This window comes from Tritonibacter mobilis, assembly GCF_001681715.1.
GTDB lineage: Bacteria > Pseudomonadota > Alphaproteobacteria > Rhodobacterales > Rhodobacteraceae > Epibacterium > Epibacterium mobile.
In genome coordinates, this window is the sequence record NZ_LNWY01000019.1 from 39,633 (window position 1) to 65,486 (window position 25,854).

The 25,854-nt window shown below is 58.4% G+C and carries 29 protein-coding genes; 17 read left to right on the forward strand and 12 right to left on the reverse strand.

Features of this window, described 5'->3' with window-relative positions; genetic code table 11:
* Nucleotides 1-30: 30 nt before the first annotated feature.
* Nucleotides 31-1,551, reverse strand: a complete 1,521-nt coding sequence (gene adh / locus UB90_RS18135) for an aldehyde dehydrogenase (protein ID WP_065325058.1) — start codon at nt 1,549-1,551, stop codon at nt 31-33.
* 147 nt (nt 1,552-1,698) lie between these two features.
* On the reverse strand, nt 1,699-2,658 hold the full coding sequence (locus UB90_RS18140; protein ID WP_204161361.1) for a GAF domain-containing protein: 960 nt from the start codon (nt 2,656-2,658) through the stop codon (nt 1,699-1,701).
* On the opposite strand from UB90_RS18140, the gene UB90_RS18145 reads away from it, so the two are divergent.
* Nucleotides 2,657-3,070: a YrhK family protein gene (locus tag UB90_RS18145; protein ID WP_319822662.1), complete on the forward strand. Its 414-nt coding sequence runs from the start codon at nt 2,657-2,659 to the stop codon at nt 3,068-3,070. The two genes, UB90_RS18140 and UB90_RS18145, sit on opposite strands and share 2 nt — an antisense overlap.
* Before the next feature lie 142 nt (nt 3,071-3,212).
* Nucleotides 3,213-5,609, forward strand: coding sequence for a phenylalanine--tRNA ligase subunit beta (gene pheT / locus UB90_RS18150; RefSeq protein ID WP_065325054.1), 2,397 nt, complete (start codon nt 3,213-3,215; stop codon nt 5,607-5,609).
* 133 nt (nt 5,610-5,742) lie between these two features.
* On the opposite strand, the gene UB90_RS18155 is transcribed toward pheT, so the two are convergent.
* Nucleotides 5,743-6,633: a LysR family transcriptional regulator gene (locus tag UB90_RS18155; RefSeq protein WP_065325053.1), complete on the reverse strand. Its 891-nt coding sequence runs from the start codon at nt 6,631-6,633 to the stop codon at nt 5,743-5,745.
* Nucleotides 6,634-6,721: 88 nt separating this feature from the next.
* Between UB90_RS18155 and UB90_RS18160 the strand changes: the two genes are divergently transcribed.
* From UB90_RS18160 to UB90_RS18180, 5 genes are all read left to right on the forward strand, one after another.
* On the forward strand, nt 6,722-7,357 hold the full coding sequence (locus UB90_RS18160; protein WP_065325052.1) for a class I SAM-dependent methyltransferase: 636 nt from the start codon (nt 6,722-6,724) through the stop codon (nt 7,355-7,357).
* Between the two features lie 83 nt (nt 7,358-7,440).
* Complete coding sequence (locus tag UB90_RS18165; RefSeq protein ID WP_065332050.1) at nt 7,441-7,890, forward strand: YtoQ family protein; 450 nt, start codon at nt 7,441-7,443, stop codon at nt 7,888-7,890.
* Complete coding sequence (locus UB90_RS18170) at nt 7,887-8,417, forward strand: GNAT family N-acetyltransferase (RefSeq protein ID WP_065325049.1); 531 nt, start codon at nt 7,887-7,889, stop codon at nt 8,415-8,417. Before UB90_RS18165 ends, UB90_RS18170 begins: the two co-directional genes overlap by 4 nt.
* 180 nt (nt 8,418-8,597) lie before the next feature.
* On the forward strand, nt 8,598-9,095 hold the full coding sequence (locus tag UB90_RS18175) for a hypothetical protein (protein ID WP_225262527.1): 498 nt from the start codon (nt 8,598-8,600) through the stop codon (nt 9,093-9,095).
* Between the two features lie 217 nt (nt 9,096-9,312).
* The gene (locus UB90_RS18180; RefSeq protein WP_227512125.1) at nt 9,313-9,780 is read left to right on the forward strand and encodes a hypothetical protein; all 468 of its coding nucleotides are present in this window, start codon (nt 9,313-9,315) and stop codon (nt 9,778-9,780) included.
* Nucleotides 9,781-9,794: 14 nt separating this feature from the next.
* On the opposite strand, the gene UB90_RS18185 is transcribed toward UB90_RS18180, so the two are convergent.
* Together UB90_RS18185 and ald are read right to left on the reverse strand one after the other, a co-directional pair.
* On the reverse strand, nt 9,795-10,601 hold the full coding sequence (locus UB90_RS18185) for a mechanosensitive ion channel family protein (RefSeq protein WP_005612950.1): 807 nt from the start codon (nt 10,599-10,601) through the stop codon (nt 9,795-9,797).
* A 277-nt stretch (nt 10,602-10,878) separates the two neighbouring features.
* Nucleotides 10,879-12,003 (reverse strand): alanine dehydrogenase, encoded by a 1,125-nt coding sequence (gene ald / locus UB90_RS18190; RefSeq protein ID WP_065325045.1) that lies wholly within the window; start codon nt 12,001-12,003, stop codon nt 10,879-10,881.
* Between the two features lie 139 nt (nt 12,004-12,142).
* On the opposite strand from ald, the gene UB90_RS18195 reads away from it, so the two are divergent.
* The 5 genes from UB90_RS18195 (at nt 12,143) to UB90_RS18215 (ending at nt 15,307) form a co-directional block, all read left to right on the forward strand.
* Nucleotides 12,143-12,604, forward strand: a complete 462-nt coding sequence (locus UB90_RS18195; RefSeq protein ID WP_005612955.1) for an Lrp/AsnC family transcriptional regulator — start codon at nt 12,143-12,145, stop codon at nt 12,602-12,604.
* A 210-nt stretch (nt 12,605-12,814) separates the two neighbouring features.
* The gene (gene ppk2, locus UB90_RS18200; RefSeq protein ID WP_005612958.1) at nt 12,815-13,732 is read left to right on the forward strand and encodes a polyphosphate kinase 2; all 918 of its coding nucleotides are present in this window, start codon (nt 12,815-12,817) and stop codon (nt 13,730-13,732) included.
* A gap of 207 nt (nt 13,733-13,939) precedes the next feature.
* Nucleotides 13,940-14,611, forward strand: a complete 672-nt coding sequence (gene pgsA, locus UB90_RS18205; protein ID WP_005612960.1) for a CDP-diacylglycerol--glycerol-3-phosphate 3-phosphatidyltransferase — start codon at nt 13,940-13,942, stop codon at nt 14,609-14,611.
* Nucleotides 14,611-14,856 (forward strand): molybdopterin converting factor subunit 1, encoded by a 246-nt coding sequence (gene moaD / locus UB90_RS18210; RefSeq protein WP_005612963.1) that lies wholly within the window; start codon nt 14,611-14,613, stop codon nt 14,854-14,856. The genes pgsA and moaD overlap by 1 nt, the downstream gene beginning before the upstream one ends.
* Nucleotides 14,857-14,860: 4 nt before the next feature.
* A complete protein-coding gene (locus UB90_RS18215; protein WP_065325043.1) occupies nt 14,861-15,307 on the forward strand; it encodes a molybdenum cofactor biosynthesis protein MoaE in 447 nt (148 codons plus the stop codon).
* On the opposite strand, the gene UB90_RS18220 is transcribed toward UB90_RS18215, so the two are convergent.
* From UB90_RS18220 to ubiA, 4 genes are all read right to left on the reverse strand, one after another.
* Nucleotides 15,294-15,695 (reverse strand): nuclear transport factor 2 family protein, encoded by a 402-nt coding sequence (locus UB90_RS18220; protein ID WP_227512126.1) that lies wholly within the window; start codon nt 15,693-15,695, stop codon nt 15,294-15,296. The two genes, UB90_RS18215 and UB90_RS18220, sit on opposite strands and share 14 nt — an antisense overlap.
* A gap of 9 nt (nt 15,696-15,704) precedes the next feature.
* Nucleotides 15,705-16,025, reverse strand: coding sequence for a hypothetical protein (locus UB90_RS18225; RefSeq protein WP_005612972.1), 321 nt, complete (start codon nt 16,023-16,025; stop codon nt 15,705-15,707).
* Nucleotides 16,022-17,938 (reverse strand): OmpA family protein, encoded by a 1,917-nt coding sequence (locus UB90_RS18230; RefSeq protein WP_065325041.1) that lies wholly within the window; start codon nt 17,936-17,938, stop codon nt 16,022-16,024. The genes UB90_RS18225 and UB90_RS18230 overlap by 4 nt, the downstream gene beginning before the upstream one ends.
* An 81-nt stretch (nt 17,939-18,019) precedes the next feature.
* Complete coding sequence (ubiA, locus tag UB90_RS18235; protein ID WP_005612976.1) at nt 18,020-18,982, reverse strand: 4-hydroxybenzoate octaprenyltransferase; 963 nt, start codon at nt 18,980-18,982, stop codon at nt 18,020-18,022.
* 12 nt (nt 18,983-18,994) lie between these two features.
* Here ubiA and UB90_RS18240 point away from each other — a divergent pair, with 12 nt between their 5' ends.
* The 5 genes from UB90_RS18240 to UB90_RS18260 all read left to right on the forward strand — a co-directional run bounded on the left by UB90_RS18240 (nt 18,995) and on the right by UB90_RS18260 (nt 23,061).
* Nucleotides 18,995-19,735, forward strand: coding sequence for a 16S rRNA (uracil(1498)-N(3))-methyltransferase (locus UB90_RS18240; RefSeq protein ID WP_065325039.1), 741 nt, complete (start codon nt 18,995-18,997; stop codon nt 19,733-19,735).
* Nucleotides 19,735-20,604, forward strand: coding sequence for a GNAT family N-acetyltransferase (locus UB90_RS18245; RefSeq protein ID WP_065325037.1), 870 nt, complete (start codon nt 19,735-19,737; stop codon nt 20,602-20,604). The genes UB90_RS18240 and UB90_RS18245 overlap by 1 nt, the downstream gene beginning before the upstream one ends.
* Nucleotides 20,601-21,128, forward strand: coding sequence for a hypothetical protein (locus tag UB90_RS18250; protein WP_065325035.1), 528 nt, complete (start codon nt 20,601-20,603; stop codon nt 21,126-21,128). The genes UB90_RS18245 and UB90_RS18250 overlap by 4 nt, the downstream gene beginning before the upstream one ends.
* 102 nt (nt 21,129-21,230) lie before the next feature.
* Nucleotides 21,231-22,601: a glutamate--cysteine ligase gene (locus tag UB90_RS18255; RefSeq protein WP_065325105.1), complete on the forward strand. Its 1,371-nt coding sequence runs from the start codon at nt 21,231-21,233 to the stop codon at nt 22,599-22,601.
* Nucleotides 22,602-22,806: 205 nt separating this feature from the next.
* Nucleotides 22,807-23,061: a hypothetical protein gene (locus tag UB90_RS18260; protein ID WP_005640783.1), complete on the forward strand. Its 255-nt coding sequence runs from the start codon at nt 22,807-22,809 to the stop codon at nt 23,059-23,061.
* A 103-nt stretch (nt 23,062-23,164) separates the two neighbouring features.
* Here UB90_RS18260 and UB90_RS18265 read toward each other — a convergent pair whose 3' ends face one another.
* The 3 genes from UB90_RS18265 to pyrC form a co-directional block, all read right to left on the reverse strand.
* Entirely contained in the window at nt 23,165-23,650 is a 486-nt protein-coding gene (locus UB90_RS18265; protein WP_005640780.1) for a YHS domain-containing (seleno)protein, read from the reverse strand.
* Between the two features lie 281 nt (nt 23,651-23,931).
* Nucleotides 23,932-24,540: a glycerol-3-phosphate 1-O-acyltransferase PlsY gene (plsY, locus tag UB90_RS18270; protein WP_406707421.1), complete on the reverse strand. Its 609-nt coding sequence runs from the start codon at nt 24,538-24,540 to the stop codon at nt 23,932-23,934.
* Nucleotides 24,540-25,850: a dihydroorotase gene (pyrC, locus tag UB90_RS18275; protein ID WP_065325032.1), complete on the reverse strand. Its 1,311-nt coding sequence runs from the start codon at nt 25,848-25,850 to the stop codon at nt 24,540-24,542. Before pyrC ends, plsY begins: the two co-directional genes overlap by 1 nt.
* Nucleotides 25,851-25,854: the final 4 nt, after the last annotated feature.

Sequence of the window (25,854 nt, forward strand, 5' to 3'; positions counted from 1 at the left end):
AGTGCGCGGCTGGCCAGAGTAAGTTTGGGATCAGAAGAACCCCAGTTTGTTCGGATTGTAGCTGACCAGCATGTTCTTCGTCTGCTGATAGTGGTCCAGCATCATCTTGTGCGTTTCCCGCCCGATCCCCGACTGTTTGTAGCCACCAAAGGCCGCATGAGCGGGGTAGGCGTGGTAGTTGTTCACCCAGACGCGCCCAGCCTCGATGTTGCGGCCAAAGCGATAGGCGCGGGTGCCATCGCGGGTCCAGACACCAGCGCCAAGGCCGTACATGGTGTCATTGGCAATCGCGAGCGCCTCTTCTTCGTCTTTGAAGGTGGTGACCGATACGACGGGGCCAAAGATTTCCTCTTGGAACACGCGCATTTTGTTGTGGCCCTTGAGGATCGTGGGCTGGATATAGAACCCATTGGCGATATCACCGTTGAACCGTGCGGCATCGCCGCCGACCAGAACCTCTGCACCTTCTTCGACGCCGATGGTCAGATAGGACATGATCTTGTCCTGCTGTTCACGGCTGGCCTGTGCGCCAACCATGGTTTCAATATCGCGCGGATCGCCTTGCTTGATCGCTTTAACGCGCTCGATGCACCGCGCGATGAACTCTTCATAGATGTCTTCCTGAATAAGCGCACGAGAGGGGCAGGTGCAAACCTCGCCTTGGTTAAAGGCAAAGAGCACAAAGCCTTCGACCGCCTTATCAAGAAACGCGTCATCCTCTGCCATCACATCGGAGAAGAAGATATTGGGCGATTTGCCCCCAAGTTCCAGCGTGACCGGGATCAGGTTTTTGGTCGCGGCCTTCATGACGATGCGCCCAGTCTCGGTGGAGCCGGTAAAGGCGATCTTGGCAATCCGGTTGGATTCTGCGAGCGGGCCGCCAACCTCTGGTCCCATACCGTTTACGATATTCAAAACCCCGTCTGGCAACAGGTCTGCGATCACTTCGATCAGGACGAGGATCGCCGCCGGGGTCTGCTCTGCGGGTTTCAGCACGATGCAGTTGCCCGCCGCCAGTGCAGGTGCCAATTTCCATGCCGCCATCAAAACCGAGAAGTTCCACGGGATGATCTGCCCCACCACGCCAAGTGGTTCGTGAAAGTGGTAGGCAACCGTGTCGTGGTCAATCTCGGACATGCTGCCTTCTTGGGCACGCAGGACACCGGCGAAATAGCGAAAATGATCGACCGAGAGCGGAATATCGGCGGCCATGGTTTCGCGGATTGGCTTGCCGTTGTCCCATGTCTCGGCGGTGGCGATCAGCTCAAGGTTCTCTTCGATACGATCCGCAATCTTCAATAGCACATTGGCGCGTTCCGCCGCCGAGGTCTTGCCCCAGCTCTCTTTGGCTGCGTGGGCCGCATCCAGTGCCAGTTCCACGTCCTCTGCGGTGGAGCGCGCCACTTCGCAAACCTTTGCCCCAGTGATGGGGGTGATATTATCAAAATACTGCCCTTTCACCGGAGCGACGAAGCTGCCGCCGATGAAATTGTCGTAGCGGGCCTTGAAAGGCGATGTGTATTCGCCTGCGACCTGTGTCATCTCGTTCATGAAAAAATCCTCCTCTGTGCATCCGGTCCTCCACCGGAGTCACAAGGAAGGCTGCCCTAGGGCGCGCGCGCCGTCATCTGCCTGCGCGTAGAGTCTCACCAAACCTGTCTCAGCTTTGAGACAGGTTGGCCGCGGGTTCGAGGAATTTCATCCGCCCGTGAGGCCCAGCCGTTTCATGCGCCGATAAAGGGTGGCGCGGCCGATACCCAAAAGCCGTGCGGCCTCGGACACATTTCCACGCGCTCGCGACAGCGCCCGGTTCACCGCAGCGCGTTCGGCCCGGTCAAATCCGCCCACTTCATCCTCGCCCCCAAAAAGATCTGACGCAGGGCAGGGGGTGATAGGGCCTGTCGCCGCGAGGCTGAACGCCTTGCGTGCGGCGCGGGTTGCACCTCTGACGATATCGTCACTATCCACCGCAAGCAGAACCGCTGCGTCCGTCGCGCCCGCCTCCGCTGTCACAATACGCGCGTCGGGAAAGGCGTCCCGAAAATTCTCCACCTCAATCTGACGTGCAGTCTGCGCAACCATCGCTGCAATAAGTTGATTGAAGGAAGCGGTCTGATCTGCCCGCGCTGACGACACATCCAGCGCGCCGATCAGGCGACCATCGGCACCAAAGATTGGGGCATCCATGCAGCTCATGGCCGTGTTGCGGGCGTGAAAGTGCTCTTCGCGGTGAATAATCACCTGCCGCCCTTCGGCGATACAGGTCCCTATGCCATTGGTGCCTTCGGAGGCCTCAGACCAATCTGCTCCTGGCGTGAGCCCCCATGCGTGAAAGGTATCACTATCGCCATCACTTGCGCGCAGATCCAGAACTACCCCTTCCGCATCGGTGAGCAAGACGCCGCAGCCTGATCCACCAACAAGTTGAAACAAGGCATCAATCTTTGGCAGAGCGATACGGCGCATCCTGTCCGCTTGATCGAGCCGCTCGGTTAAGGCGTGCGCACATACACGTTGCACCTCGCGGTGTTGACCGGGATCAAGCCCGTAGTGGTTGAGCGACCTGCGCCACGAGGCGGCCAGCCGTGACCGTGCCGCCGCACCCGGATGACCGGCGGTTTTAAGGACATGATCGATATGCCGTGATAGAGAACTCATGCTGAAACACCCTCAGTCACCGACGATAGCGAGCGATCCGCGTTCTGGAAAGCCTTGCGTATTGGGCGCAGGGTGCGGCGGGCTACCTGCTTGCCAAGGTAAGGTGGCATTGGAGCCAAACCGGGAGAGACATATGTTATTTGAAAAAGACCACAGGCACGGCAGCACAGCAAAGCAGCGCCGCTACGCTCGATTTGAAATCGCATATACTTTTGCAGACTTTGGTGCTGCATTCAGTTTTATTGTTGGGTCGATCTTTTTCTTTTTTGAGTCGTTGATGACCGCAGGCACATGGTTGTTCCTGTTCGGCTCCGTCTTGTTTGCAGCAAAGCCCAGTATTCGGTTGATCCGGGAAATCAAACTCGCCGCAATGGGTGACGACGATGTATTGGCAAAACGCTATCAGGACTGAGTGTGACTGCACCCTGCGGGCGGCTTTCAGGTCGCATCTTATACGAAGCGGTTCGACCATGGTGCGCCAAGGCTTGAACCCGGAGGCAATCTTTGCCATTGCCATGGACAAACCTGATGACTTTGCCAAAGGGCGCTGACCGATGAAATTCACTCTCTCCTGGCTCAAGGACCACCTCGACACTGATGCAAGCGTTGAGGAGATCACCGAGACCCTGACCGACCTCGGGCTGGAGGTCGAGGAGGTCGTGAACCCCGCCGATATGCTCGGTGCGTTTACACTGGCTAAGGTGGTCGGCGCAGAGCAGCACCCGGATGCAGACCGTCTGCGCGTATGTCGCGTGATGACCGATGAGGGCGAAAAACAGATCGTTTGTGGTGCACCCAATGCGCGGGAAGGCATCACTGTGGTTCTGTGTAAACCGGGCGACTATGTGCCGGGGCTGGATTTCACCCTCTCTGTTGGCAAAATCCGTGGCGTTGAAAGCCATGGTATGATGGCCTCTTGGAAAGAGCTGACACTGGGCGAAGATCATGACGGCATTGTTGAACTGCCCTCTGGCGACGTCGGCGACAAGCTGGTCGATTGGCTGGCGGCTCACGATCCCTCCAAGGTTGACCCTGTCATCGAAATCGCCATCACGCCAAACCGTCCGGACGCGCTTGGTATCCACGGGATTGCCCGTGATCTGGCAGCGCGTGGATTGGGGACGCTGAAAACCACCGGTTACACACCGGTTGAAGGCCAGTATGAGAGCTCGATCAAGGTTACCATTGATGAGGACACTCTGGATGGTTGCCCGCTGTTCACAGGCCGCATGATCCGTGGGGTGAAAAACGGTCCCTCGCCCAAGTGGCTGCAGGACCGACTGACGGCGATTGGCCTGCGTCCGATCTCTGCGCTGGTGGATATCACCAACTTCTTCACCTTTGATCAGAACCGCCCGCTGCATGTTTTTGATGCGGCCAAGGTCACTGGCAATCTGCGCGTCCACCGGGCGGCGGGCGGTGAAGAGCTGCTGGCGCTTGATGAGAAAACCTACACGATGCAGGCGGGCCAGATGGTCATCTCCGATGACAATGGTGCCGAGAGCATTGCTGGCATCATGGGTGGTGAAGAAACCGGCTGCACCGACGAGACTGTTGATGTGTTCCTTGAGAGCGCGTTTTGGGATCACGTCCAAATCGCGACCACCGGTCGTGCGCTCAAGATCAACTCTGATGCGCGCTACCGGTTTGAGCGCGGTGTCGACCCGGAATACACCTACGAAGGGTTGGAGCGCGCGACGCAGATGATCCTTGATCTGTGCGGTGGCGAGCCCTCCAACGTTGTTTCCGCAGGTGATGTGCCCGATCATTCACGCGCCTACCGTCTAAACGCGGAGCGGGTGCAGTCGCTGGTTGGGATGGATATTCCGGAAAGCGAGCAACGCCAGACTTTGACGCGTCTTGGTTTCCGTCTCGAAGGGAATTTGGCCCATGTGCCAAGCTGGCGTCCTGACGTTCAGGGCGAGGCCGATCTGGTCGAGGAAGTTGCGCGCATAGCTTCGCTCACCAAACTTGAGGGTAAACCGCTGCCGCGCCTGACCGCTGGTATACCGGCACCGGTGATGACACCGCAGCAGCGCCGCCTGCAGATGGCGCGCCGCACGGCAGCTTCGCTCGGTTATAATGAGGTGGTGAGCTACACGTTTATCGACAAGGCGGCAGCAGGACTGTTTGGTGGTGGCACCGATGCGACCATGTTGGCCAACCCGATTTCTTCGGAAATGTCACATCTGCGTCCTGATTTGTTGCCGGGGCTTTTGCAAGCCGCAGCGCGTAATCAGGCGCGCGGGTTCGCTGATGTGTCTCTGTTTGAGGTGGGTCCTGCCTTTACCGGTGGCGAGCCCGGCGAGGAACGTATTCAAATCTCGGGTCTTCTGGTCAATCGCAACGGACCGAAAGATGTCCACGGTGCCTCGCGCAATTGGGATGTCTATGACGCCAAGGCCGATGCCGAAGCAGTGCTGGCCGCCATTGGTGCGCCTGCCAAAGTGCAAATTCTGCGTGAAGGCGATACTTGGTGGCATCCGGGCCGTCATGGTCGGATTTGCCTTGGCCCTAAGAAGACGCTTGGTGTCTTTGGCGAATTGCACCCCAAGGTGCTGAGTGAGCTTGGCATTAAGGGCACAGCAGTTGCTTTCACCATCTACCCGGATGAGATCCCGCTGCCGCGCAACACCGGCGCAAGCCGCAGCGCGCTGGCAATCAGCGATCTCCAGGCTGTGGAGCGGGACTTTGCCTTTGTGGTGGACGCAAAGGTTGAAGCACTGACGCTGGTGAATGCCGCGGCGGGTGCTGACAAGGCACTGATCGAGGATGTGCGCGTCTTTGATGAATTTATCGGCGGTGCGCTGGGCGAAGGTAAGAAATCTCTGGCGATTGCGGTGCGTTTGCAGCCTGTCGACAAGACCTTGACCGAAAAGGACATCGAGGCGGTAAGCGAGAAGATTGTCGCCAAGGTCAGCAAAGCCACAGGCGGAACGCTGCGCGGTTGATCGCATTGTTGAGCTTCTGTTGAATTCACCAACGCGCCCCTGAAAAAATGGGGCGCGTTTTTTTTGTTAGGGGTGCGAGGGGCCAGCCCCTCGCGCTCCCCGGGATATTTGGGGGTTAGAAGAGAACAGGCTGTCAGGATCTCTGGGTCAGGGCGGTGGCCAGGTGATCAAAGACAAGGCGGATTTTGCGGCTGGTGTGAAGCTCACGGTGCGTGATGAGCCAGAATGGGAACCGCGTCGTTGGAACCCAGTGCATAATCCGTTCGATCCCTTGGGTTTGCTCGGCAACCTTGTCGTGCATCGGCGCGATGCCGAAGCCAGCGCGAAGCAGATCCCAGCCGACCAACCCATTGCGGGTCTCAATGCGAAACTGGTCGGGGCGTAGGGTGAGTCCAAGATCGCTAGCGTGCTCGATCATCCGTTTGCTGTCGCCAAAACTGATAAAATCATGAGAGGCGAGGTCCTCGGGGGTCTGGGGGCGTCCGTGCTGGTCAAGGTAGCTTGTGGCCGCGTAGAAATGCGCTTGGCCATCGGGCAGCTGACGGGCAATCAGGTCAGGTTGTTCGGGGCGTATATGTCGGACTGCGATATCGGCTTCTCGTCGCATCAGATCGCGAATGTCGTTTGCTGCCACAAGGTCGATGGTGAGCTGGGGGGCAATCTGGCGCAACTGGTGCAGTATTGGTGGCAGCACATAGGACGAAAGAATATCGCTGGCAGTGATCCGAATGGTGCCGTCAATCGCTTCGGCCTGCCCTGAGGCGGTGAGGGTCAGAGCAGAGGCTCCGTCAGCCATGTGGCGTCCGTGCTCCAACAGCTGTCTGCCAGCTTGTGTCAGTGCCAGTTTGCGCCCAATGCGTTCAAACAGAAGAAGCCCGAGTTCGGCTTCGAGCGCCGCGACCTGACGCGATAGGGTGGGTTGCGTCAGGCAAAGCCGCCGTGCGGCTGCAGAGAGTGAGCCTGCCTCAGCCGTCACCAAGAAGGCGCGGATGTGGTTCCAGTCGACTGTGCGCAGTTTGTCCATGCGTATACGTATATAGATACTGCGAATTTCCACAATTTATATGCGCTTTTTGTATGTCTATCCTACTCATATTCAGAGGGAGGTTGTCATGTCGGCCAATGCAATGTTTTGGGATAGGGTTGCCAAAAGATACGCCGCACAGCCCGTATCTGACCCGGCTGCATATGAGGTGACCCTGAGCCGGACAGCCAGCTACCTGCGGGCTGATCAAACGATACTGGAGTTAGGGTGTGGCACCGGTAGTACCGCCGTGACGCTGGCGCCAAATGTCGCGCAGATGTTGGCGACGGATTTCTCTGCCAAGATGATTGAGTTTGGGCAAGAGCGGGCCCGCGCGGCGGGGCTCAGTAATTTGAAGTTTCAGGTTTGCGACCTTGAGACCGCACCCGTGGGGCCATTTGACGCGGTGCTGGCCTTTAATCTTTTTCACCTTCTGCCGGAACTGGATGCAAGTTTGCAAAAGGTGACGCAGCGCTTGAAACCCGGAGGTTTGTTTATCTCCAAGACGGTATGTATGCAGGATGCCAAAAGCGGCCTGAAGCGGCGCTTGATACGTGCGGTTCTGCCGATGATGCGATGGGTCGGCAAAGCGCCCGATACGGTACATTTCATGACGGTGCGGGACTGGCAGAGACGGATTGAAATGGCGGGATTTGAAATTCTTGAGACAGGCAGTTATCCCGCCGATTTACCCAGCCGCTTTGTGGTGGCGCGCAAGTCGTGATGGGGTTGGCCCGTCGCGCCTGAACCGATAGGGCTTGATCTGAACCCACGGCCCCCCATCTGGGGGTGAGGCAGGAGGACCAAATGACCCTATCCGTTTATCTTTCCGGTGAAATTCACACCGATTGGCGCGAACAGATTATCGATGGCGCGCGCAACCTGAGTGTCTCCTTTGACAGTCCGGTTACTGATCATGGCGCCTCTGATGATTGCGGCGTTGCAATCCTTGGCGCAGAGGACAACAAATTTTGGCATGATCACAAGGGGGCCAAGCTAAATGCCATTCGCACCCGCAAAGGCATTGAAGAAGCCGATGTGGTCGTGGTGCGATTTGGGGAAAAATATAAACAGTGGAACGCAGCGTTTGATGCGGGCTATGCTGCCGCGCTTGGCAAATCGATCATTGTGCTCAGTCAACCCGAACACCAACATGCGCTGAAAGAGGTCCACGCCGCAGCCCTTGCTGTGGCTGAGGATCCCAAACAGGTGGTCAGCATCCTCACCTATATTCTAACCGGAGAACTGCCTGCATGACGCTCCCCGTGCTTGAAACGGATCGGTTGATCCTGCGCCCGCATGAAGTGAGAGACTTTGACGATTTAGCCCAAATGTGGGCTGATCCTGATGTCGTGCGCTATATCAGCGGGAAGCCCTCAACCGAGGAAGAGAGTTGGGGGCGTTTGATGAAGTATATCGGCCATTGGTCGATGCTTGGGTTTGGCTATTGGGCGGTGACGCTTCGCGAGACCGGGGCCTATGCCGGGGATGTCGGGTTTGCTGATTACCGCCGCGGGATGACGCCGAGTCTTGAGAGCGTGCCTGAGGCGGGGTGGGTGCTGTCTCCCAAGGTGCATGGTAAGGGCGTCGCAACCGAAGCGGTGGCGCGCATGCATCAATGGGCGCAGGAAGAAACCGATTGGCAACAGACCTGCTGCATTTTTGACCCAGAGCATAAAGTGTCGCAAAAAGTGGCGTTGCGTCTTGGGTATCAACCGGCCGAAGCGCTGGGTGATTATGGTGGGCTACCGACGTTGATTATGCACCGTAAGATGACCCGATGAAGTTCTGTCGCGCCGAATGCGCGCGACAGAAGTCTCATTCTGCTATGGGTTGAAAATTCTCAAAACAGGGCGTTGAATTCGCACAAAGCCTGAACCGTTTTTTAACGGTGCCTTGCTAGGAATAACGATGAATTAATGATTCAGCTTGTTTTCCTTGCGACCTCAACATCCCTGGTATTTATGTCTGACACATCTAAACACGACCGCCGCCGGTCTCGCTTTGAAGTCACTCCGGAAACCGAAGACCGCGGCCTTTTCAAACGTGGTTTGACGCAAGTGGCTGTCGCATTGGTTCCGGTTATCAGCAAAACGCCGCGTGGGGATGTCTGTGTGCGCGGCTATGTTGAAAAAGGCGAAGAAATCACCGTGATTTTTGCCGGGCGCCGGGTGACAGAGTTTGCACCTATGCATGAAGAATTGCGCAGATTGCTGACAGAGGCGAATTATTCTGCGCAGCGGCTCAAGAAGGATCCTCCGCCCATCAATTCCATCCAACTCCCGGCACAGATCGAGGGGGCGTGGCGGCTGCGATTTGAACGCAGTAGCACAGGTGAGGATATCCGGGTGCTACAGTTTTTGGCCGCGCGCTGGGGATTTCGTGACCGAAACGGTGAAACGGTCACCAATGGAAAGCAGGCGCTCTATGGCAAACGTAGCGCGGATATCAGCGCGCGCTGAGAGGCCATCTTGATGCCTCAATGTTCCTGCCACGCTATCTTTTCTTAAGGAATCGTGGGGATAGTTGTCTTTCAAATCCCACCGCCGCATGGCCAATTCTTGCAGCAGATATCTGACATAAATGCCCCCGTTTGTCCCACCAATCGATCGCCGTAAAAAAGGACCGGTTTCGCCGGAGTATGAAGATAGCGGCCTGTTCAAAGGTGGCGTCATACAAGTGAAACTTGCCGTGGTTCCCGTCTTTGGAACGACCTCACGCGGGGATTGCACCGCCCGTGGTTTTAATGCTGATGGGAAAGAGGTGAGCGTGGTGTTTGCGGGCCGTCGGCGTCCGCATTTTCAGGCACTCTATACGCAGCTTCGCTACATGTATGCGCAGGCCCAGCAACGGGATTTGGAACGCAAGGTGGCGATGCGGGATGTGAATTCCATCCAATTGCCAGTGCAGTGCGAGGGGTCATGGCGCGCTATTTCTGAGACAGACGCAGAAGGGCAGGTGCATCAACACTTACAGTTCATGGCCGCACGCTGGGCGTTTCAGGCGCATGACGGTCAAACGCTGAAATATGGGACCGCGCCTTTATTGCCAAAACCGGGCGACCCCGCGCAGGCGCGTTCCGACAGACCACCTCGGCCTTATTTTGGCCCGGTGTCCCCCGCCCGTGGGCAGGGGAGTGTGTCTTAGGGCAGGAGGCGCAATCAGCCTTCCTTCTGAATTTCCACGCTGTGGGGATAGGGGATGGAAATACCTTCGGCATCGAAGGTCTCTTTTACCCCTTGGATCATCGCCCACTTCAGTTCCCAGTAATCAGCCGCTTTGCACCACAGACGGGTGGAGATATCGACAGAGCTGTCACCGAGGTTGGTTACGCGAACCCAAGGTTCCGGGTTGGAGAGAACACGGCCATCGGCTTCTGCAAGACGCAGGATGATCGCTTTGGCTTTCTCAATGTCATCACCGTAGTCGATGCCATATGTGATATCGAGCCGGCGTGTGTCATGGGCCGAATAGTTGGTGATGATGGAACCCCAGGCCTGACCGTTCGGTACGATGATCTGCACATTGTCCGGTGTGACGAGTTCAGTCACAAAGAGGTTCAGATCTTTTACAGTGCCTGCTGTGCCACCGATGTCCACGAATTGGCCCAGTTTATACGGGCGGAACAGGATCAGCATAAAGCCAGCTGCCAGATCGCTCAACGTGCCCTGCAGGGCGAGGCCAATGGCGAGGGTGGCAGCACCTAGCATCGCCACGAGGCTGGTGGCCTCGATGCCAAAGACGCCAAGCACGGCAACCAGCACGATGGCCAGCAAAACCCAGCGGATGAGGCTCGCAACGAAGTTGCCGAGGGTTTCGTCAATTTGCGGTGTTTTGTTGATGCGGCTGCGTACTGCGCCTGAAATCAGGCCAGCTGCGATCCAGCCGAGTACCAAAACCACCAGCGCTTTTGCGCCGCTGACGACCAGTGGCCAGTACGCACCGGCCTGTTCGATTACATTTTCCATGTCAGTCCCCACGTTTCTCGGGTTGCGCCGTGCAGGCCGGGGGAAGGTCCGGCGGCTCACGGAGCACTATTTTGCACGAGCCAAAGGTATCGTTCTCGCGTCATCCCTATTTGCGACAGGGAGACGGCTAAAATCGAGAGGTTTTTAACCTCTTCAAGGGGGAATTTGCCTTCGGGGACCGCTGAAAAGCCGATTTTAGCAAAAAAAGCGCGGCCCCAAAGGGGAGGCCGCGCTATCTGGGGTAGTATTGCGCCCTCTTCATTCTATCGAAAATTGCTCAGCTTGCATCGCGCAGGGCGAGGGTCGGTGAGAGCACATCAAGCCCAAGCGCCTTGCCCACGGCGTAATAGGTCAGCTTGCCTGCATGCACGTTCAGACCATTCAACAAATGTGGGTCATCGGCGCAGGCCTGTTTCCAGCCCTTATCGGCCAGTGCCAGCAAGAAGGGCAGGGTGGCGTTCCCGAGCGCTTGGGTCGAGGTGCGCGCCACTGCGCCCGGCATGTTGGCCACGCAATAGTGCATAATGCCGTCGACCTCGTAGATCGGGTCCGCATGAGTGGTGGCGCGGGAGGTTTCAAAACATCCGCCTTGATCAATGGCCACATCCACCAGCACTGCGCCCGGTTTCATTTCGGACAGATCCGCGCGCGAAACCAATTTTGGCGCAGCTGCACCGGGGATCAGCACCGCGCCGATGACCATGTCGGCCTCGCGGATCAGTTCGGCTGTCGCTCCTGCGGTGGAATAACGGTTCTTGAAGGTTCCGCCAAAAACGTCGTCCAGATACTTCAGACGCGGCAGGGAGCGGTCGAGTACGGTCACATCCGCGCCCATTCCGGCAGCAATCTTGGCGGCATGGGTGCCGACAACGCCGCCGCCGACAACAACCACTTTGGCCGGAGCCACGCCGGGCACACCGCCCATCAGCACGCCACGACCACCGTTGGCCTTTTGCAGGGTATAGGCACCCACTTGCGGCGCCAAACGGCCTGCAACTTCGGACATCGGCGCCAAGAGCGGCAGGCCGCCACGGTCGTCGGTCACGGTTTCATAAGCAATCGCGGTACAGCCGGATGCCAGCAAATCATGGGTCTGTTCGGGGTCGGGAGCCAGATGCAGATAGGTGAACAGCAGCTGACCTTCGCGCAGCATTTTGCGCTCAACGGCCTGCGGTTCCTTTACCTTGACGATCATATCGGCGCTGGCAAAAATTTCCTCGGCGGTGTCGATGATCGCGGCACCTGCGGCGATATAGTCCTCATCGGGAAATCCCGCACCAAGGCCCGCACCTGTCTGGATCATCACCTGATGTCCATGTACGACTGCTTCGCGGGCTGCATCTGGCGTCATGCCAACGCGAAATTCCTGTGGCTTGATTTCCGTGGGGCATCCGATTTTCATGGGGTCTCCTCCGTTCCCTACAGGGACATAGTGTCGCAGAGCTGCGTGCAAATGTGCTGCTTTTTTGGGCACCATGAAAACTCGACTTTCGAATTTTCTTCGACTATGAGGGAGTCTCACGCAAGAAAAGGTATGTCGTTTGGCGTTAGATCAGGTGGATCGTCGAATCCTCGCGGTGCTGCAAAAGCAGGGCCGGATCTCAAACAGTGACTTGAGCGAGACGGTGAATCTCTCTGCATCTGCATGTCACAGGCGGGTTCAGCGGCTTGAGAGCGACGGCTATATTCGCAACTATGTTGCCCTGCTTGATGCCCGGAAGCTAGGGGTGCCGACCACGGTTTTTGTGGAAATAACGCTTCAGACGCAGGCGGACGAGGTGTTGGATGCGTTTGAAAAGGCGGTAGCCCGGATTCCGGATGTGTTGGAGTGCCACCTGATGGCTGGGACCGCCGACTACATTCTGAAAGTTGTGGCAGAGAACACCGACGACTTTGCCCGCATTCACCGTCAGCATCTCACCCGCTTGCCGGGCGTGGCGCAAATGCAATCGAGTTTTGCGTTGCGCACTGTGTTCAAAACCACGGCACTGCCAATCAGTTGATGCTGTCTTAACGGCTGCTTTGTGCCAAATGGCGTAAAAATTGTGCGGGCTGCCTTGTTTACGTCGTTGATCCGGGCGCAAACTGGGCGTGGTGATAGAGTTTTTTGCCCAAGTGGCTGTTTTTCGACCCTTACGCCGCCATCTGACACCAAAGGATCACATGCCAGCTATATGCATTGGCGAGCCTGTATAATTCAAAGGAGACACAGTGTGAGCAGCGATCAGGACAATACATCCTTCGAGTGGCTGGAAGCCGAGCTGCAGGACACGCTGGACGAGGACTTCGAAATCGAATTCGCCGAGCCCATGCTGTCCATGGAGCTTCGCAAAATCTATCGCGCCCAGCATCCCGAAATGCTCGACCGTAAGGTCTATTTCCGCAACCTTCTGCGCCTGCAGGCGGAGCTGATCAAAGTGCAGGATTGGGTCCAGCACACAGGTGCCAAGGTGTGCATCCTCTTTGAGGGGCGCGACAGCGCCGGTAAGGGGGGCGTGATCAAACGCATCACGCAGCGGCTCAATCCGCGGGTTGCGCGGGTCGTGGCCTTGCCCGCGCCGAGCCGTCGCGAACAAAGCCAGTGGTATTTCCAGCGCTACGTGCCGCATTTGCCAGCTGCGGGCGAGATCGTCTTGTTTGACCGCTCTTGGTACAACCGCGCCGGTGTCGAACGCGTGATGGGCTTTGCCACGGATGATCAGGTCGAACAGTTCTTTCAGGACGTTCCGGAATTTGAACGCATGCTGGTCCGTTCTGGCATCATCCTGCTGAAGTACTGGTTCTCCATCACCGACGAAGAGCAGCAGCTGCGATTCCTTATGCGTATTCATGACCCGATGAAGCAGTGGAAACTATCGCCGATGGATCTGGAGAGTCGCATTCGCTGGGAACAATACACCAAAGCCAAGGAAGACATGTTCTTTCGCACCAATATCGACGAGGCCCCTTGGTACATCGTTGAAGGCAACGACAAAAAGCGCGAGCGTCTCAACTGTATCGAGCACCTGTTGACAAAGATCCCTTATCACGATGTGCCAAGTGAAAAGGTCAATCTTCCAGATCGAGAATATAACCCGAGTTACGAGCGCAGAGTGCTTCCGGACGAGCTGTACGTGCCCAAAATATACTGAATTCGGGCGACAACACGCAGTCATGCAGGGGCGAGGGGAAATCCTCGCCCTTTTCGCATTTCTTATACTAGTCGTTGTCTTACGCACCTTGCGGGGTGTCACGACTCACGAATCGGTGCTGGCATGTGTCTGATGAGAGGCGCGAAGATCGCCTAACGCGCGAATTGTCCCTTCCCGACCGAAGAGCCAGACTGTAGGAATGCGCTTATGATCTGGAATTTGCCTAATATCCTCACAGTCCTGCGACTGCTGGCAGCGCCAGCGCTGGCGGTGATGTTCCTCTTTTTCAGCCGCCCCTATGCGGATTGGTTTGCGCTGGTCTTGTTTGTGAGCGCGGCCATCACCGATTGGTTCGATGGCTATCTGGCGCGCAGCTGGAAGCAGGAAACCAAGATGGGCGCGATGCTTGATCCGATTGCCGACAAGGCGATGGTGGTGATCGCGTTGATGATCCTCGTGGGGTATTCGACGTCGCATTGGACTGCGTGGCTGGTCCTTCCTGCCACGGTTATCCTGTTTCGAGAGGTGTTCGTCTCTGGCCTTCGGGAATATCTCGGCGATACAGCTGGGACGCTCAAGGTGACTAAGCTTGCCAAATGGAAAACCACCGCCCAGATGATCGCCATCGCGACCCTGTTTTCCCAAGGTATTTTCGAGCATCATCTCGGGATGGGTGGATTTGGCATGGATGTGCAGATGGTGCAGGATGTGCTCAGCGGTACGATTGAAGATACGCAAGGTCTACGGTTTTACTTCGAAGGCATGATCTGGTCCGGGCGCATCGGATTGGGGCTTTTGTGGATCGCAGCGGCGCTGACGCTGATCACGGGTGTCGATTACCTGAAAAAAGCCCTGCCATACCTGAAGGAGACACGCTGATGGATGTTCTCTATTTTGCATGGGTGCGTGAGCGCATTGGTCTGCCCAAAGAAACCGTCGAGACCTCTGCCGTCACCGTGGCAGAACTCATTGAGGAGTTGAAGGCACGTGAAGAGCGCTATGCCGCAGCCTTTGCGGATTTGTCTGCCCTGCGGGTGGCGCTTGATCAGGAGCTGGCAGAATTTGACGCGCCGCTTGAGGGCGTGCGTGAAGTGGCGTTTTTCCCACCGATGACCGGGGGCTGATCCCATGCGGGTGCTCGTCCAGCAGGAGCCTTTTGATTTTGGCTCGGAGGTTGAGGCCTTTGCAACTGGCGCCGGTGGCGCGGGCGCTGTTGTGACCTTTACCGGTGTGGTGCGCGAGGCGGACAGCGGTGCCATGGCGGTGATGGAGATCGAGCATTATCCGGGCATGACCGAAAAGGCGCTGGAGAAAATCGCATCAGAGGCGATCACGCGTTGGGATTTAACGGATGCGCTGGTGATCCACCGTCACGGGCGCCTTGTGCCCGGCGATCAGATTATGATGGTCGCCACCGCCGCCCGTCATCGCGTCGCAGCGTTTGAAGCGGCTGAATATCTGATGGACTACCTGAAATCCCGCGCGCCATTCTGGAAGAAGGAAATTCTGCAGAACGGTGCCGAGGATTGGGTGGCTGCAAAATCGGCAGACGAGGATGCGCTTAGGCGCTGGTGACGGTTTCTATGTCGCCGCAGCCGTATCTTGGCTGAAGATATTCACCCAGCCGTTGTCTGTGAGCTGCCAGATTGAGCTGACGTACATGTCTTCTGCGGTGAGGCGACCGCCAGCGCTGAAAGCGCGCGTGATAACTCAACACAGCATATTCCGGCCCAAGAGCACGCGCGGTGAGCTGTGATAGCTCGTATGTCTGAACTGTTGGGCCATGTTCAAGCTGACCTGTGTGATCCGCTTTGCCCGCAAAACCAGTGCCGTAGACCCCGAGGAAGCTCTCGCACAGCAGCGCCGCATCTGCCACCGCATCGCCTTGAACAAGGGCATCCCAGACCTGTCGTTCGCAGCTGGTGAGGTCTTGCAACAGGTGATCTGCGGGCAGGCTGGTCATCCTTGCGCCTTAACCCTCACCACGCAGACGGTTGCGCAGTTCTTCGGTCTCGTATCTTGCCTCGCGCAGCCCATCCATTGCGGCGCGCAACTCTGCTTCGGTCTGGCTCAACTGGTTGGTCAGTTCGGCCTCGCGCTGCTGCAGATATGTGATCGCCTGATCGCGGGTTTCCTCTGCCTCGTGCAGCTCCTGACTCATGCGGTCCAGATCGGCCACATCGCTTTGCCGCACGCGGGTGAAACGGTGTACCAGCCAATTGGCAAACCACCCCATCGCAAAGGCGACAAAGAGGATGATCGCTGTGGTGAGGATGAACTCTGTTCTGCTCATTGTCCGTCGGTGTCCTCTTCGGGTTCGGCCTGTGCGGGCGCTGTTTCAGCCGTCTCATCTGTTCCAGAGTCGCCCTCGTCTTCGGCATCCTCGGCGTCAGGCAGCTCGCTCTCAATCAGGCGAAATTCAATACGCCGGTTGGCCTCGCGGCCGTCTTCGGTGCTGTTGCTCGCAATCGGATTGTCCTCACCATAGCCTTTCGCGACGAAGCTCCCGGTCAGGATGCGTCGGGCGCGCAGTGCATTCAGGACGGATTGCGCACGGGCTTGGCTCAGGTTCAGGTTCATCTCCTCGCGGCCTTGGCTATCTGTGTGTCCCTGAATTTCGAGCGGTATCTCACCGCATTGCTGCAAGAGCTTGGCGATTTTGTCGATCACCCGCGCGCTGTCGGCAGCAACTGTGGCCGACCCGGGTTCAAAGGCGATTTTGTCGGCGCGTTGGATCGCGGCCAGCTCCGCCTCACAAAGGGCAGGCGCCATTAACTGGTCTTCTGGCTCTGGCGGAGCCTCATAGGTGATGTCGAGCTCGTAATCCTCGGCTTCGCCCAATTTATCAGAAAGCATCCGTGCAATTTCGGCGCTGGCGTTTTCTTGATGGCTCATCCCACGCACGGCGACCAGTTCCGGGGTGACAGTGACAGAGCCACGTTCCAGCTGCGCCAAGGCATCAAGGGCTGCCAGCACGCGAATCGGCCAGACGCCAGGTAGATCAGGTGCGTTACGGGTCGCCAGATAGACCGACCCACTGCCAAACCGCGCTTTGGCGTAGCTGTCTACAGTGCGCCGCTGTGCATTGTCGCTCAGCCGGCCGCGCAGCTGAACCTGCCCCTCGGGACTGAGGGTGGCGGTGAATTCTGGTGTAAGGTCGGGGTTTTTCTCTTCGGGTTCGGGCAGCACTGCATGCAGGACGAAGACCTGCGGCAATGCGCTTTCCAGCTCGCCCACCACATGATCAAACACCCCCTGTGCGGTGCCTTGGGCGGCAACAAGCGTTACCTCACCATTGGAGAAGGTGATCGAACCTTGCCCCAGCTCTGTGAGCGCCTTCAAACCGCTTTCCACGGCGCGAGACCAACTCGCAGAGGGCACGCCAAGGCCAATGGTGCAGTCGCTTTGGCGTCGCAGGCCTGCGTCTTGAGCCGCTTGCAGAATACGCAACCGGCTTTCCTCGCTCTCTGCGGAGCAGGCGTCAAAGCGTCCACCGTCAGGGCCTAGGACATAGCGCAGTGTAAAGGGTGAGATAACCGGGCGCGGCGCCGCAATATCGAGCGTGACATGCACGGTCGGGGGCAGCATCCGGTTGAGGTCTGTTTCGAGCTTTTCTTTTGCCTCTGGGCTATCTGCAATCGCGGTGATCCGCACAACCCCGGCCTCGACAGAGATTTTGGTGCGCGGCAGCAGGGCCAGTGCCTTGAGCGCATAGGCCATGGCGTCATTCCAGCCCTTGGGCATTGGATAATCCGCCGTCTCAACAAAGTCAGTGACCTCAGGATTGCCACGAATTGCGCTCAGTTTGCGGACAAGCGCGCTATGATCGCTGGCGCTTGGGATCAGGCCGATGATGGAAATTCCGGCGTCGTTGCGCAGTATCTCGGTCGAAAACCTGGGCGGGGCGATGCCCTTGGAGGGGGTGATCTCCATCAGGTCAATGATCCGCGCCGCGTCCACCACTGTGCCGACCTTGGAAATGGCTGCAAAACGCTTGGCCTCATCCGGGGCTTCGCCCGAAAGTTCAACACGCAGGCCGTCTGCGACCACTTCAGCCCAGGAAAACCCTGCCTCATCCAAGGTGCGGCGCACCACGATTTCTGAATTGTTCTCCAGCGCCGTCGCAGCAAATCCCGCAACCACCAAGCTAAGGCCGGCTGCACCGGCAAAGGCAGCGGTGGGGATCAGAAACGAGGATATGCGCATGAGGTAAGGAATTCCGGTAGTTTCGTCGTTAACGGTCTTACAAGGCCATCGGCTGTGGATCAATCATGCCGGTGGTCGCAGTTATGCAAACAATGCCAGCCCAAGGAAAATGAGCGGAATCAAGCCGGTGTCGCGGTTGAGGCGAAACAGCGACAGGAGCCGGTCATTATTATCTGCATCAAAGGCACGCAATTGCCACGTCATATGCCAGCCCATCGCCCAAGGCGCACAGAGCGAGAGTGCCAATGCGAGCACCGAAGCCGTAGGTTGAACCGCCATAATGATCGAAAGCGCCATCAGGCTCACAGTTGCGACGATGAAGCGACGCAGCCAAGTCGGTGTTTCAGTTCCAAACAGTCTTGCGGTGGATTTCACTCCGATCAGCGCATCGTCTTCGGTGTCTTGGTGCGCGTAGATGGTGTCATAAAATAGCGTCCACGCCATGCCAGCGGCATATAAAACCACGGCAGGCCAGTCCAAGCGGCCACTATGAGCTACCCACGCCAGCATCGCACCCCAGTTGAACGCGAGCCCCAAAAATACCTGCGGCCACCAGGTGAACCGTTTGGCAAAGGGATAGATTGCAACCGGGAACAGGGCCAGAATGCCCATCGCGACTGCGGCCTGATTAAAGGTCAGCAGGATGCCAAAGGCGATCAGCGACTGCAGCGCCATCCATGCCAGCGCGCCCCTGACCGTGACCTGACCGGAGGGGATTGGGCGCGAGCGTGTGCGCTCGACACCGCCGTCGATGTCGCGGTCGGTGATGTCGTTCCATGTGCAGCCCGCCCCACGCATCAACCACGCGCCCAGCCCGCATGCGACAAAGATCCAAAGATCTTCCCAGCGTGCGTTCTGTCCCGCGATCATTGCCAGAGCCAGCCCCCACCAGCAAGGCAGCAGCAAAAGCCATGTGCCGATCGGCCGATCCGCACGGCTCAGGCGCAGATAGGGGCGGGTCCAGGCGGGGGCGTAGATATCGACCCAATTGTCTTTTACCGCATCCGCGACACGTCCATCTGGTGTTGGCGACTGGCCTTGCATATGTAGGACCCCATGAATGCTAAAGTCAGACTGTATGTAGATCACCCCTTGGGGGCAGGGCAAACGGTTCCTCTGGACCGCGATCAGGCACATTATCTGTTTGGGGTGATGCGACTGGCTGTTGGTGCGCGGGTTGCACTTTTTAATGGGCGCGATGGGGAATGGCAGGCCGAGGTGGCAGAAGCCAGCAAGCGCTGCGGCGTCTTGGCCTGCGTGGAGCAGTCCAAACCCTTGCAGTTGCCGCCAGATTTGTGGCTGATCTTTGCACCCATCAAGAAAGCGCGCACCGATTTCATCGTCGAGAAAGCCGCCGAAATGGGTGCCGCGCGAATTTTGCCTGTAGCGACGGATTTCACCAATTCCGAACGCATCCGTCAGGACCGCCTGCAGGCGCATGCGGTCGAGGCGGCCGAGCAATGCGGCGGCACCTATGTGCCAGAGGTGGCGGAGTTGCAAAAGCTGTCCGCCTTGCTGGACCACTGGCCCGAAAACCGCCAGTTGATGTTCTGTGACGAGGCCGAGGTGGGGCAGCGGTTGTTTCTCGATGCTGTCCAGTCCGAAGACCCGCCCACAGCCTCCGGCCCTTGGGCGATCCTGATCGGGCCGGAGGGTGGTTTTTCAGATGCGGAGCGCAAACGTCTGCAGGCCATGCAGCAGGCGCATGTGGTCAGTCTCGGACCACGTATTTTGCGGGCAGATACGGCGGCGGTGGCGGCCATGACCCTTTGGCAGCGGGCATTAGGAGACTGGTGATGGGATGGCGCGCAGCAAATCGGTCGGATCTTGACTGGATCGAGGTGCTGCTGTTTGCGCATATCGAAGGCTCCATGTTCCTGATCGGCAACCTGCGCAATCACGGCTTTGGTTCTGATCATCCACACGGGCTGACGCTTTGGGTGCGAGAAACCCGAGATGGCGTCTTTGCCATCACCAATACCGGGTCTGTTATGATGATGGCACCGGGTTGCGGCAACGCGGAATGGCAAGACGCGGGCCAGCTTCTGGGGCCGCGCGAGGTGACAGCGGTGATCGGAAATGCTGCACAGGTGCGCAGCTTTATTGCGGCCAATGGGTTGCAAGATCATCCGTGCCAACTGGATCGGGATGAACCAGGTTTTGTGCTCGATGTGGCGGAACTCGCGGTGGAAATCCGCCCCGATGAGAACATCATTCCCCTCGCGGATGCGCCTCGCGCGCTGATTGAGGAATGGCGCGCTGCCTATGAGGTCGAGGCGGTGAATGCGTCTCCTGATCAAGCACAGGAAAAGGCGCGCCGTGACATCGCACAGTATATTGCCAGAGACAGCCACCGCGTGTTGTTGGTGGAGGGGCGCCCGGTTGCAATGGCCGGACATAATACTGCGTTTGCCGAGGCGGTGCAGGTCGGCGGGGTCTATACGCCGCCTGCGTTGCGTGGTCGGGGCTACGCGCGCCGCGTCGTCGGTCGGCATATGTTGGAAGCGCGTGCACGCGGCGCAACGCAAGGGGTGCTCTTTGCCGCCAGTGAAGAAGCGGCGCGCGCTTATCGCTCTATCGGTTTTCGCCGGGCAGGGACGTTTGCGCTGGTGCTGTTTGCGAGACCTGCGCAGATCCGCGCAGGCCATGTGAGGAGATGCACATGAGTTTCATTCGACCAGAAGCACAGGCCTTTTTGTGGCGCTGGCGCGAGCTTTTTGGAGCATTGGCGCTGCTGTTGCTGGGGCTTCGTTGGGCCATCTGGGGCATAGGTCTGATGCAGATCACCGGCTGGGCCTGTGTCGCATTAGCGCTAGTGCTTGGGGTGGTTGGCGCGCAGCGAATGCGATTTCGGCTTGGCTCTGGCGGGCCTGGCGTGGTGCAGGTCACCGAAGGGCAAATCAGCTATTTCGGGCCGCTCACCGGCGGTGCCGTGGCGCGTTCCGAGATTGAAACCTTGCGGCTCGACCATACAGCGCGGCCGTCGCATTGGGTGCTGGAACAGCCCGGTCAGTCACCGCTGGCAATTCCGGTGACAGCTGCCGGAGCAGAGGCGTTGTTTGATGTGTTTGCCAGCCTGCCGGGGTTGAAGACAGAACGCATGTTAAGTGAACTGCATCACAAAGGTCCTCATCAAGTCGTGATATGGCAGCGATCACCAGAGCCACGCAGCCAGTATCGGCTGCATTGACACTGGCGCGATTTCGCATCACGACTTTAACCCCGGGCCCCGTGCCCTTTGTCAGAAATGCCACGCCTGCCCTTGGCGGCGACCTACGAAGGGGGCCTACCCATGTCTATTCCTCAGTCCGGCGGCGGACCAATCGAAAGCCATGCTCAACTGGCGGAGTATATGGAAGCGGGCTGCAAGCCGAGCAGTGACTGGCGGATCGGTACCGAGCATGAAAAATTCGGCTACTGCAAGGATACGCTGAAGCCGCTGCCCTATGAAGGTAAGCGTTCGATTCAGGCGGTGCTTGAAGGGCTGCGCGACCGGCACGGCTGGGACCCGGTCACCGAGGGGGGCAAGCTGATTGGCCTCACCAAGGACATGGCGAACGTTAGCCTAGAACCCGGCGGTGCGCTGGAGCTGTCGGGGGCGCCGCTAGAGACGATCCATGAGACCTGCGACGAGGTGAACACTCACCTGCGCGAAGTAAAAGATATCGCTGATGAGATCGGAGTTGGCTTTATCGGTCTTGGTGCTGCGCCGATCTGGCAGCACGAAGAAATGCCCTTGATGCCCAAGGGGCGTTATAAGCTGATGAACGACTACATGGAGCGCGTCGGCACCATGGGGCGCGCGATGATGCGGCGCACCTGCACCGTGCAGGTGAACCTCGATTTCGCTTCCGAAGCCGACATGGTGCAGAAGTTGCGCGTGGCTCTGGCCTTGCAGCCGGTGGCCACCGCGCTCTTTGCCAACTCTCCCTTCTTTGAGGGCAAGCCCAACGGGCTGAAATCCTGGCGCAGCCACATCTGGCGGCATCTGGATGACGCCCGCACAGGTATGCTGCCTTTCGTGTTTGAAGATGGCATGGGGTTTGAGCGTTACGCCGATTATGCGCTCGATGTGCCGATGTATTTTGTCTACCGCGATGGCAAATATATCGACGCGTTGGGCCAGTCTTTCCGGGATTTCCTCAAAGGAGAGCTGCCCGCGCTGCCGGGTGAAACACCGACGCTGAGCGACTGGGCGGATCACCTGACGACCGCATTCCCAGAGGCGCGGATCAAGAAATACATGGAGATGCGTGGTGCCGATGGCGGCCCGTGGCGACGTCTTTGTGCGCTTCCAGCCTTCTGGGTGGGACTGATGTACAATCAGACCTCTTTGGACGCGGCTTGGGATCTTGTCAAAGGCTGGGATGCGCAGACCCGCGAGAGCCTGCGCGTTGAGGCGTCGGTCAAAGGGCTGCAGGCCGAGGTTGGCACACTCAAGATGCATGATCTTGCCCGCGAGGTTCTGGCGATTTCCGAGGCCGGGCTGAAGGCCCGCGCACGCCAAGGAGCAGGCGGATTGGTGCCGGATGAGACACATTTCTTGAGCGCCCTGCGCGAAAGCGTCGAGAGCGGAAAGGTTCCGGCGGATGAATTGCTGGATCGGTACAACGGTGACTGGAACGGTGATCTGAGCCGGATCTACGCAGACTACAGCTATTGATGTCTTGCGCATCTCAATATCGATAATGCAAAAGCGGCGCTGCTGAGACGCCCCTTTTTCTTGCCCCTGTTGTCCCTGGCGGCGCGGCGAAACCTCGCGTTGGTGGTGACGATTAAGGGGCGTTTTTCCCCCTAATCTGATTCTTGTGAGATGACAGACGGCCCCTTATGAGAGCGCTCAATCTATCGCTCTGAAAGGTGTTCAAATGGGCAATTTCTTTATCTCTGCATTCGAGAAACTTGTTGGCGTCGTGATGGTTTTGTTGCTGCTGCTCGTATTGGGCGGCACCGTTGTCGCCCTAATCGAGCCCAGTGCAGGTGGCATTTTGCCGGCGCTTGGCGTGCTCGTCGGCGGCACACTCTATGTCATCTTGATTGGTGGTTCGCTCTATCTGGCGTTGGGTATCTACAACAATACCAAGCGTACAGCCGAAGCGGTCGAGCGTCTCGCATCGAAATAAGCGCCCTGTTCACCGTTCCCTCCGGTGTCAGTGTGCAAAGAACGGGCGACAGGATATCCTGTCGCCCGTTTTCATGTCGTCGGTGTGAGTGGTGCGCGCCGTCTTATTGCAGCAATTCTGCGGGATCAGCGTCTTCGATGTTTTCCCAGTTCACATCTGCTTTTTCGATGTAGCCCGGAATATCGGTGACCCAGCGTTCCTGAATGTCTTTGGAGAGGTTCAGGTAGAGCACATCGTCAACGATCTTCCATTGATGCGGGTCGCCATCGAATTTGAAGCCCATCGCCGCGCCGAACGCGCAGTACCCTCCGTAAGCGGGCACATAGGCTTCCGGGTTGGCTTCGAACAGGGCTTTGTTCTCCTCAGACGTAAACCAGTAGGTCGCCTCGTCATGCGTTGCGGTCAGCTTATAGCTGCCCTTGTTGGCCTCACCTTCGGTGAAATAGGCGACCGGGTCGAAGCCCTGCATCGCAAGGCCAGTGGATGAGGCGTTCACGTCAACGCCCGCAGCGAAGGAGGCAGTTGCCAGCGCCACAGAGAAGGCGAGACCGCCGAGGAGGGATTTGGTCAGGGATGTTGTCTTGGTCATCGATTTGAACCTTTTGATCTGTCCGGGGCCGAAATGCACCCGGGGGGGACGTGTGAAAAGGGACAGGTACTCAAAATCCTGTGTGAGTTGGGCGGGTGAGTGCCGCCACACCGACGATTTGGGGAAAGATCTGATCACATGCAAAACAACTCAATTTGTCTGTGCGCCGGCGCAAGGTCGACCTGCGCTGCTGCGGTAAAACAATCCTGTGAGTGCAATGTGAAAAGCCCCGCCGATGAGGGCAGGGCTTTGGAAATCATGGCTGTAGACGCTGGGTGGGGTTACTTCTGGCCGATCTTTGGCTCGCTCCCCGCCAGCAGCCGCGCGATGTTGTCCTTGTGCCGCCAAAAGATCACCAGCGTGAGGACGATCGAGAGCGCAACGGTCGATGGGTAACCCAGGACCAGACACCAGATCGGAGCAGCCACAGCCGCACAGAGCGCCGCCAGAGACGAAATTCGCCGCAGCAGCGCCAATGCGAGCCATGTCATGCAACAGGCGACGCCTACCGGCCAGGCGATAGCCAGCAAGAGCCCGAGGAAAGTCGCAACACCCTTGCCGCCCTTGAACCCCAGCCAGACCGGGAAGCAATGCCCGACAAAGGCCAACAGCCCCGCCAGCTGCGCCGCATCCTCGCCTGCCAGAGCACGCGCCAGCAGCACCGCCGCCGCGCCCTTGCCGCCATCCAGAAGGAGCGTCGCTGCCGCGGCGGCTTTGCTTCCGGTGCGCAGCACATTGGTGGTGCCGATATTGCCCGATCCGATTTCGCGCAGGTTGCCCAGACCAAAGGCCCGAGTGATCACCATGCCAAAGGGAATGGAGCCGAGAAGATAGCCGATCACACCCCACATCAGGAGCATCGGCAGGGCGGTCTCAAGCGCAGGCAACATCACGCCTCCTTCCGATAGACGGGTTCACCCGCCACATAAGTGGCCAACACGCGGCCCTGCATCTGTTGGGTGTCAAACGGCGTGTTCTTGGATTTGGACTGTAGCTTGAAACGGTCCAAAACCAGCGGTGCGTCCGGGTCAAACACCACCAGATCCGCAGGCGCGCCTGCGCTCAGGCGGCCAGACGCAAGGCCAAGCCGCGTTGCGGGGTTAAGTGACATCGCCCGAAACAGCGTCGGCAGATCCAAAAGCTCTGCATGATAGAGGCGCATCGCCGCCGGCAGCAGCGTTTCCAGCGCCACCGCCCCGGCGGCGGCCTCTTCAAACGGCAGGCGCTTGCTCTCTTCGTCCTGCGGCGTGTGCATCGAGGAGATCACGTCAATCAGCCCCGTGCGCACGGCCTCGACCACGGCGAGGCGATCCTCTTCGGAGCGCAGCGGCGGCTTCACCTTGAAGAAGGTGCGATAATCGGCCACGTCCAGCTCATTCAGCGTCAGGTGGTGGATCGAGGTGCCCGCCGTGATGTCGATCCCGTTGGCCTTGGCGCGCTCCAGCGCAGGCAGCGCGCGCGCCGTGGTGATCTGATCCGCGTGGTATTTGGCACCGGTCATTTCCAGCAGCGCAATGTCGCGGTCGAGCCCCATCCGCTCCGCCATGGGAGAGACCGATGGAAGCCCGCGCAGCGCTGCGAATTTGCCAGAGGTTGCAGCAGCGCCCGCCGACAGGCCCGGCTCTTGCGGATGGGCGATCACCAGCGCGCCACAACTCTTGGCATAGGTTAGCGCGCGCGAGAAAACCTTGGTGCTGGTGACCACGTGGTCGCAGTCGGTAAAGGCCACGGCACCCGCGTCCAGCAAAAAGCCGATCTCGGTCATCTCGCGCCCCTCGCGCCCCTTGGTGAGCGCGGCCATGGGCAACACATTGACGGGGGCGTCGGCCTGTGCGCGGCGGGTGACGAATTCCAGCGTCTCCGGGCTGTCAATGCAGGGCGTGGTATCGGGACGGGTGACAATTGTGGTCACGCCACCTGCCGCCGCCGCAAGCCCTGCGGATTTATAGCTTTCCTTGTGACGCTCGCCCGGCTCGCAAACCTTGACGCCAATATCGACGATCCCCGGCGCAAGGCATTTTCCGCCGCAGTCTACTATCTGCACATCGGCTGTGTTCAGGTTATGCGCAGCAAGAAACGCGGCTTTGTCGCTTTGATCGGACCGGGCAAGGATATGGCCGTGCTGAACCAGCAGGCTGCCGGGGGCATCGCTGCCTGCTTCGGGGTCGATCAGGCGGGCGTTGAGGAAAAGCGTCGTCATCAGA

Coding starts and splice junctions, on each gene's coding strand:
- adh (WP_065325058.1), bottom strand. CDS start 1,551: ATGAACGAGATGACACAGGTCGCAGGCGAATACACATCGCCTTTCAAG.
- UB90_RS18145 (WP_319822662.1), top strand. CDS start 2,657: ATGCTGAAACACCCTCAGTCACCGACGATAGCGAGCGATCCGCGTTCT.
- UB90_RS18140 (WP_204161361.1), bottom strand. CDS start 2,658: ATGAGTTCTCTATCACGGCATATCGATCATGTCCTTAAAACCGCCGGT.
- pheT (WP_065325054.1), top strand. CDS start 3,213: ATGAAATTCACTCTCTCCTGGCTCAAGGACCACCTCGACACTGATGCA.
- UB90_RS18155 (WP_065325053.1), bottom strand. CDS start 6,633: ATGGACAAACTGCGCACAGTCGACTGGAACCACATCCGCGCCTTCTTG.
- UB90_RS18160 (WP_065325052.1), top strand. CDS start 6,722: ATGTCGGCCAATGCAATGTTTTGGGATAGGGTTGCCAAAAGATACGCC.
- UB90_RS18165 (WP_065332050.1), top strand. CDS start 7,441: ATGACCCTATCCGTTTATCTTTCCGGTGAAATTCACACCGATTGGCGC.
- UB90_RS18170 (WP_065325049.1), top strand. CDS start 7,887: ATGACGCTCCCCGTGCTTGAAACGGATCGGTTGATCCTGCGCCCGCAT.
- UB90_RS18175 (WP_225262527.1), top strand. CDS start 8,598: ATGTCTGACACATCTAAACACGACCGCCGCCGGTCTCGCTTTGAAGTC.
- UB90_RS18185 (WP_005612950.1), bottom strand. CDS start 10,601: ATGGAAAATGTAATCGAACAGGCCGGTGCGTACTGGCCACTGGTCGTC.
- ald (WP_065325045.1), bottom strand. CDS start 12,003: ATGAAAATCGGATGCCCCACGGAAATCAAGCCACAGGAATTTCGCGTT.
- pgsA (WP_005612960.1), top strand. CDS start 13,940: ATGATCTGGAATTTGCCTAATATCCTCACAGTCCTGCGACTGCTGGCA.
- moaD (WP_005612963.1), top strand. CDS start 14,611: ATGGATGTTCTCTATTTTGCATGGGTGCGTGAGCGCATTGGTCTGCCC.
- UB90_RS18215 (WP_065325043.1), top strand. CDS start 14,861: ATGCGGGTGCTCGTCCAGCAGGAGCCTTTTGATTTTGGCTCGGAGGTT.
- UB90_RS18220 (WP_227512126.1), bottom strand. CDS start 15,695: ATGACCAGCCTGCCCGCAGATCACCTGTTGCAAGACCTCACCAGCTGC.
- UB90_RS18225 (WP_005612972.1), bottom strand. CDS start 16,025: ATGAGCAGAACAGAGTTCATCCTCACCACAGCGATCATCCTCTTTGTC.
- UB90_RS18230 (WP_065325041.1), bottom strand. CDS start 17,938: ATGCGCATATCCTCGTTTCTGATCCCCACCGCTGCCTTTGCCGGTGCA.
- ubiA (WP_005612976.1), bottom strand. CDS start 18,982: ATGCAAGGCCAGTCGCCAACACCAGATGGACGTGTCGCGGATGCGGTA.
- UB90_RS18240 (WP_065325039.1), top strand. CDS start 18,995: ATGAATGCTAAAGTCAGACTGTATGTAGATCACCCCTTGGGGGCAGGG.
- UB90_RS18245 (WP_065325037.1), top strand. CDS start 19,735: ATGGGATGGCGCGCAGCAAATCGGTCGGATCTTGACTGGATCGAGGTG.
- UB90_RS18250 (WP_065325035.1), top strand. CDS start 20,601: ATGAGTTTCATTCGACCAGAAGCACAGGCCTTTTTGTGGCGCTGGCGC.
- UB90_RS18255 (WP_065325105.1), top strand. CDS start 21,231: ATGTCTATTCCTCAGTCCGGCGGCGGACCAATCGAAAGCCATGCTCAA.
- UB90_RS18260 (WP_005640783.1), top strand. CDS start 22,807: ATGGGCAATTTCTTTATCTCTGCATTCGAGAAACTTGTTGGCGTCGTG.
- UB90_RS18265 (WP_005640780.1), bottom strand. CDS start 23,650: ATGACCAAGACAACATCCCTGACCAAATCCCTCCTCGGCGGTCTCGCC.
- plsY (WP_406707421.1), bottom strand. CDS start 24,540: ATGTTGCCTGCGCTTGAGACCGCCCTGCCGATGCTCCTGATGTGGGGT.
- pyrC (WP_065325032.1), bottom strand. CDS start 25,850: ATGACGACGCTTTTCCTCAACGCCCGCCTGATCGACCCCGAAGCAGGC.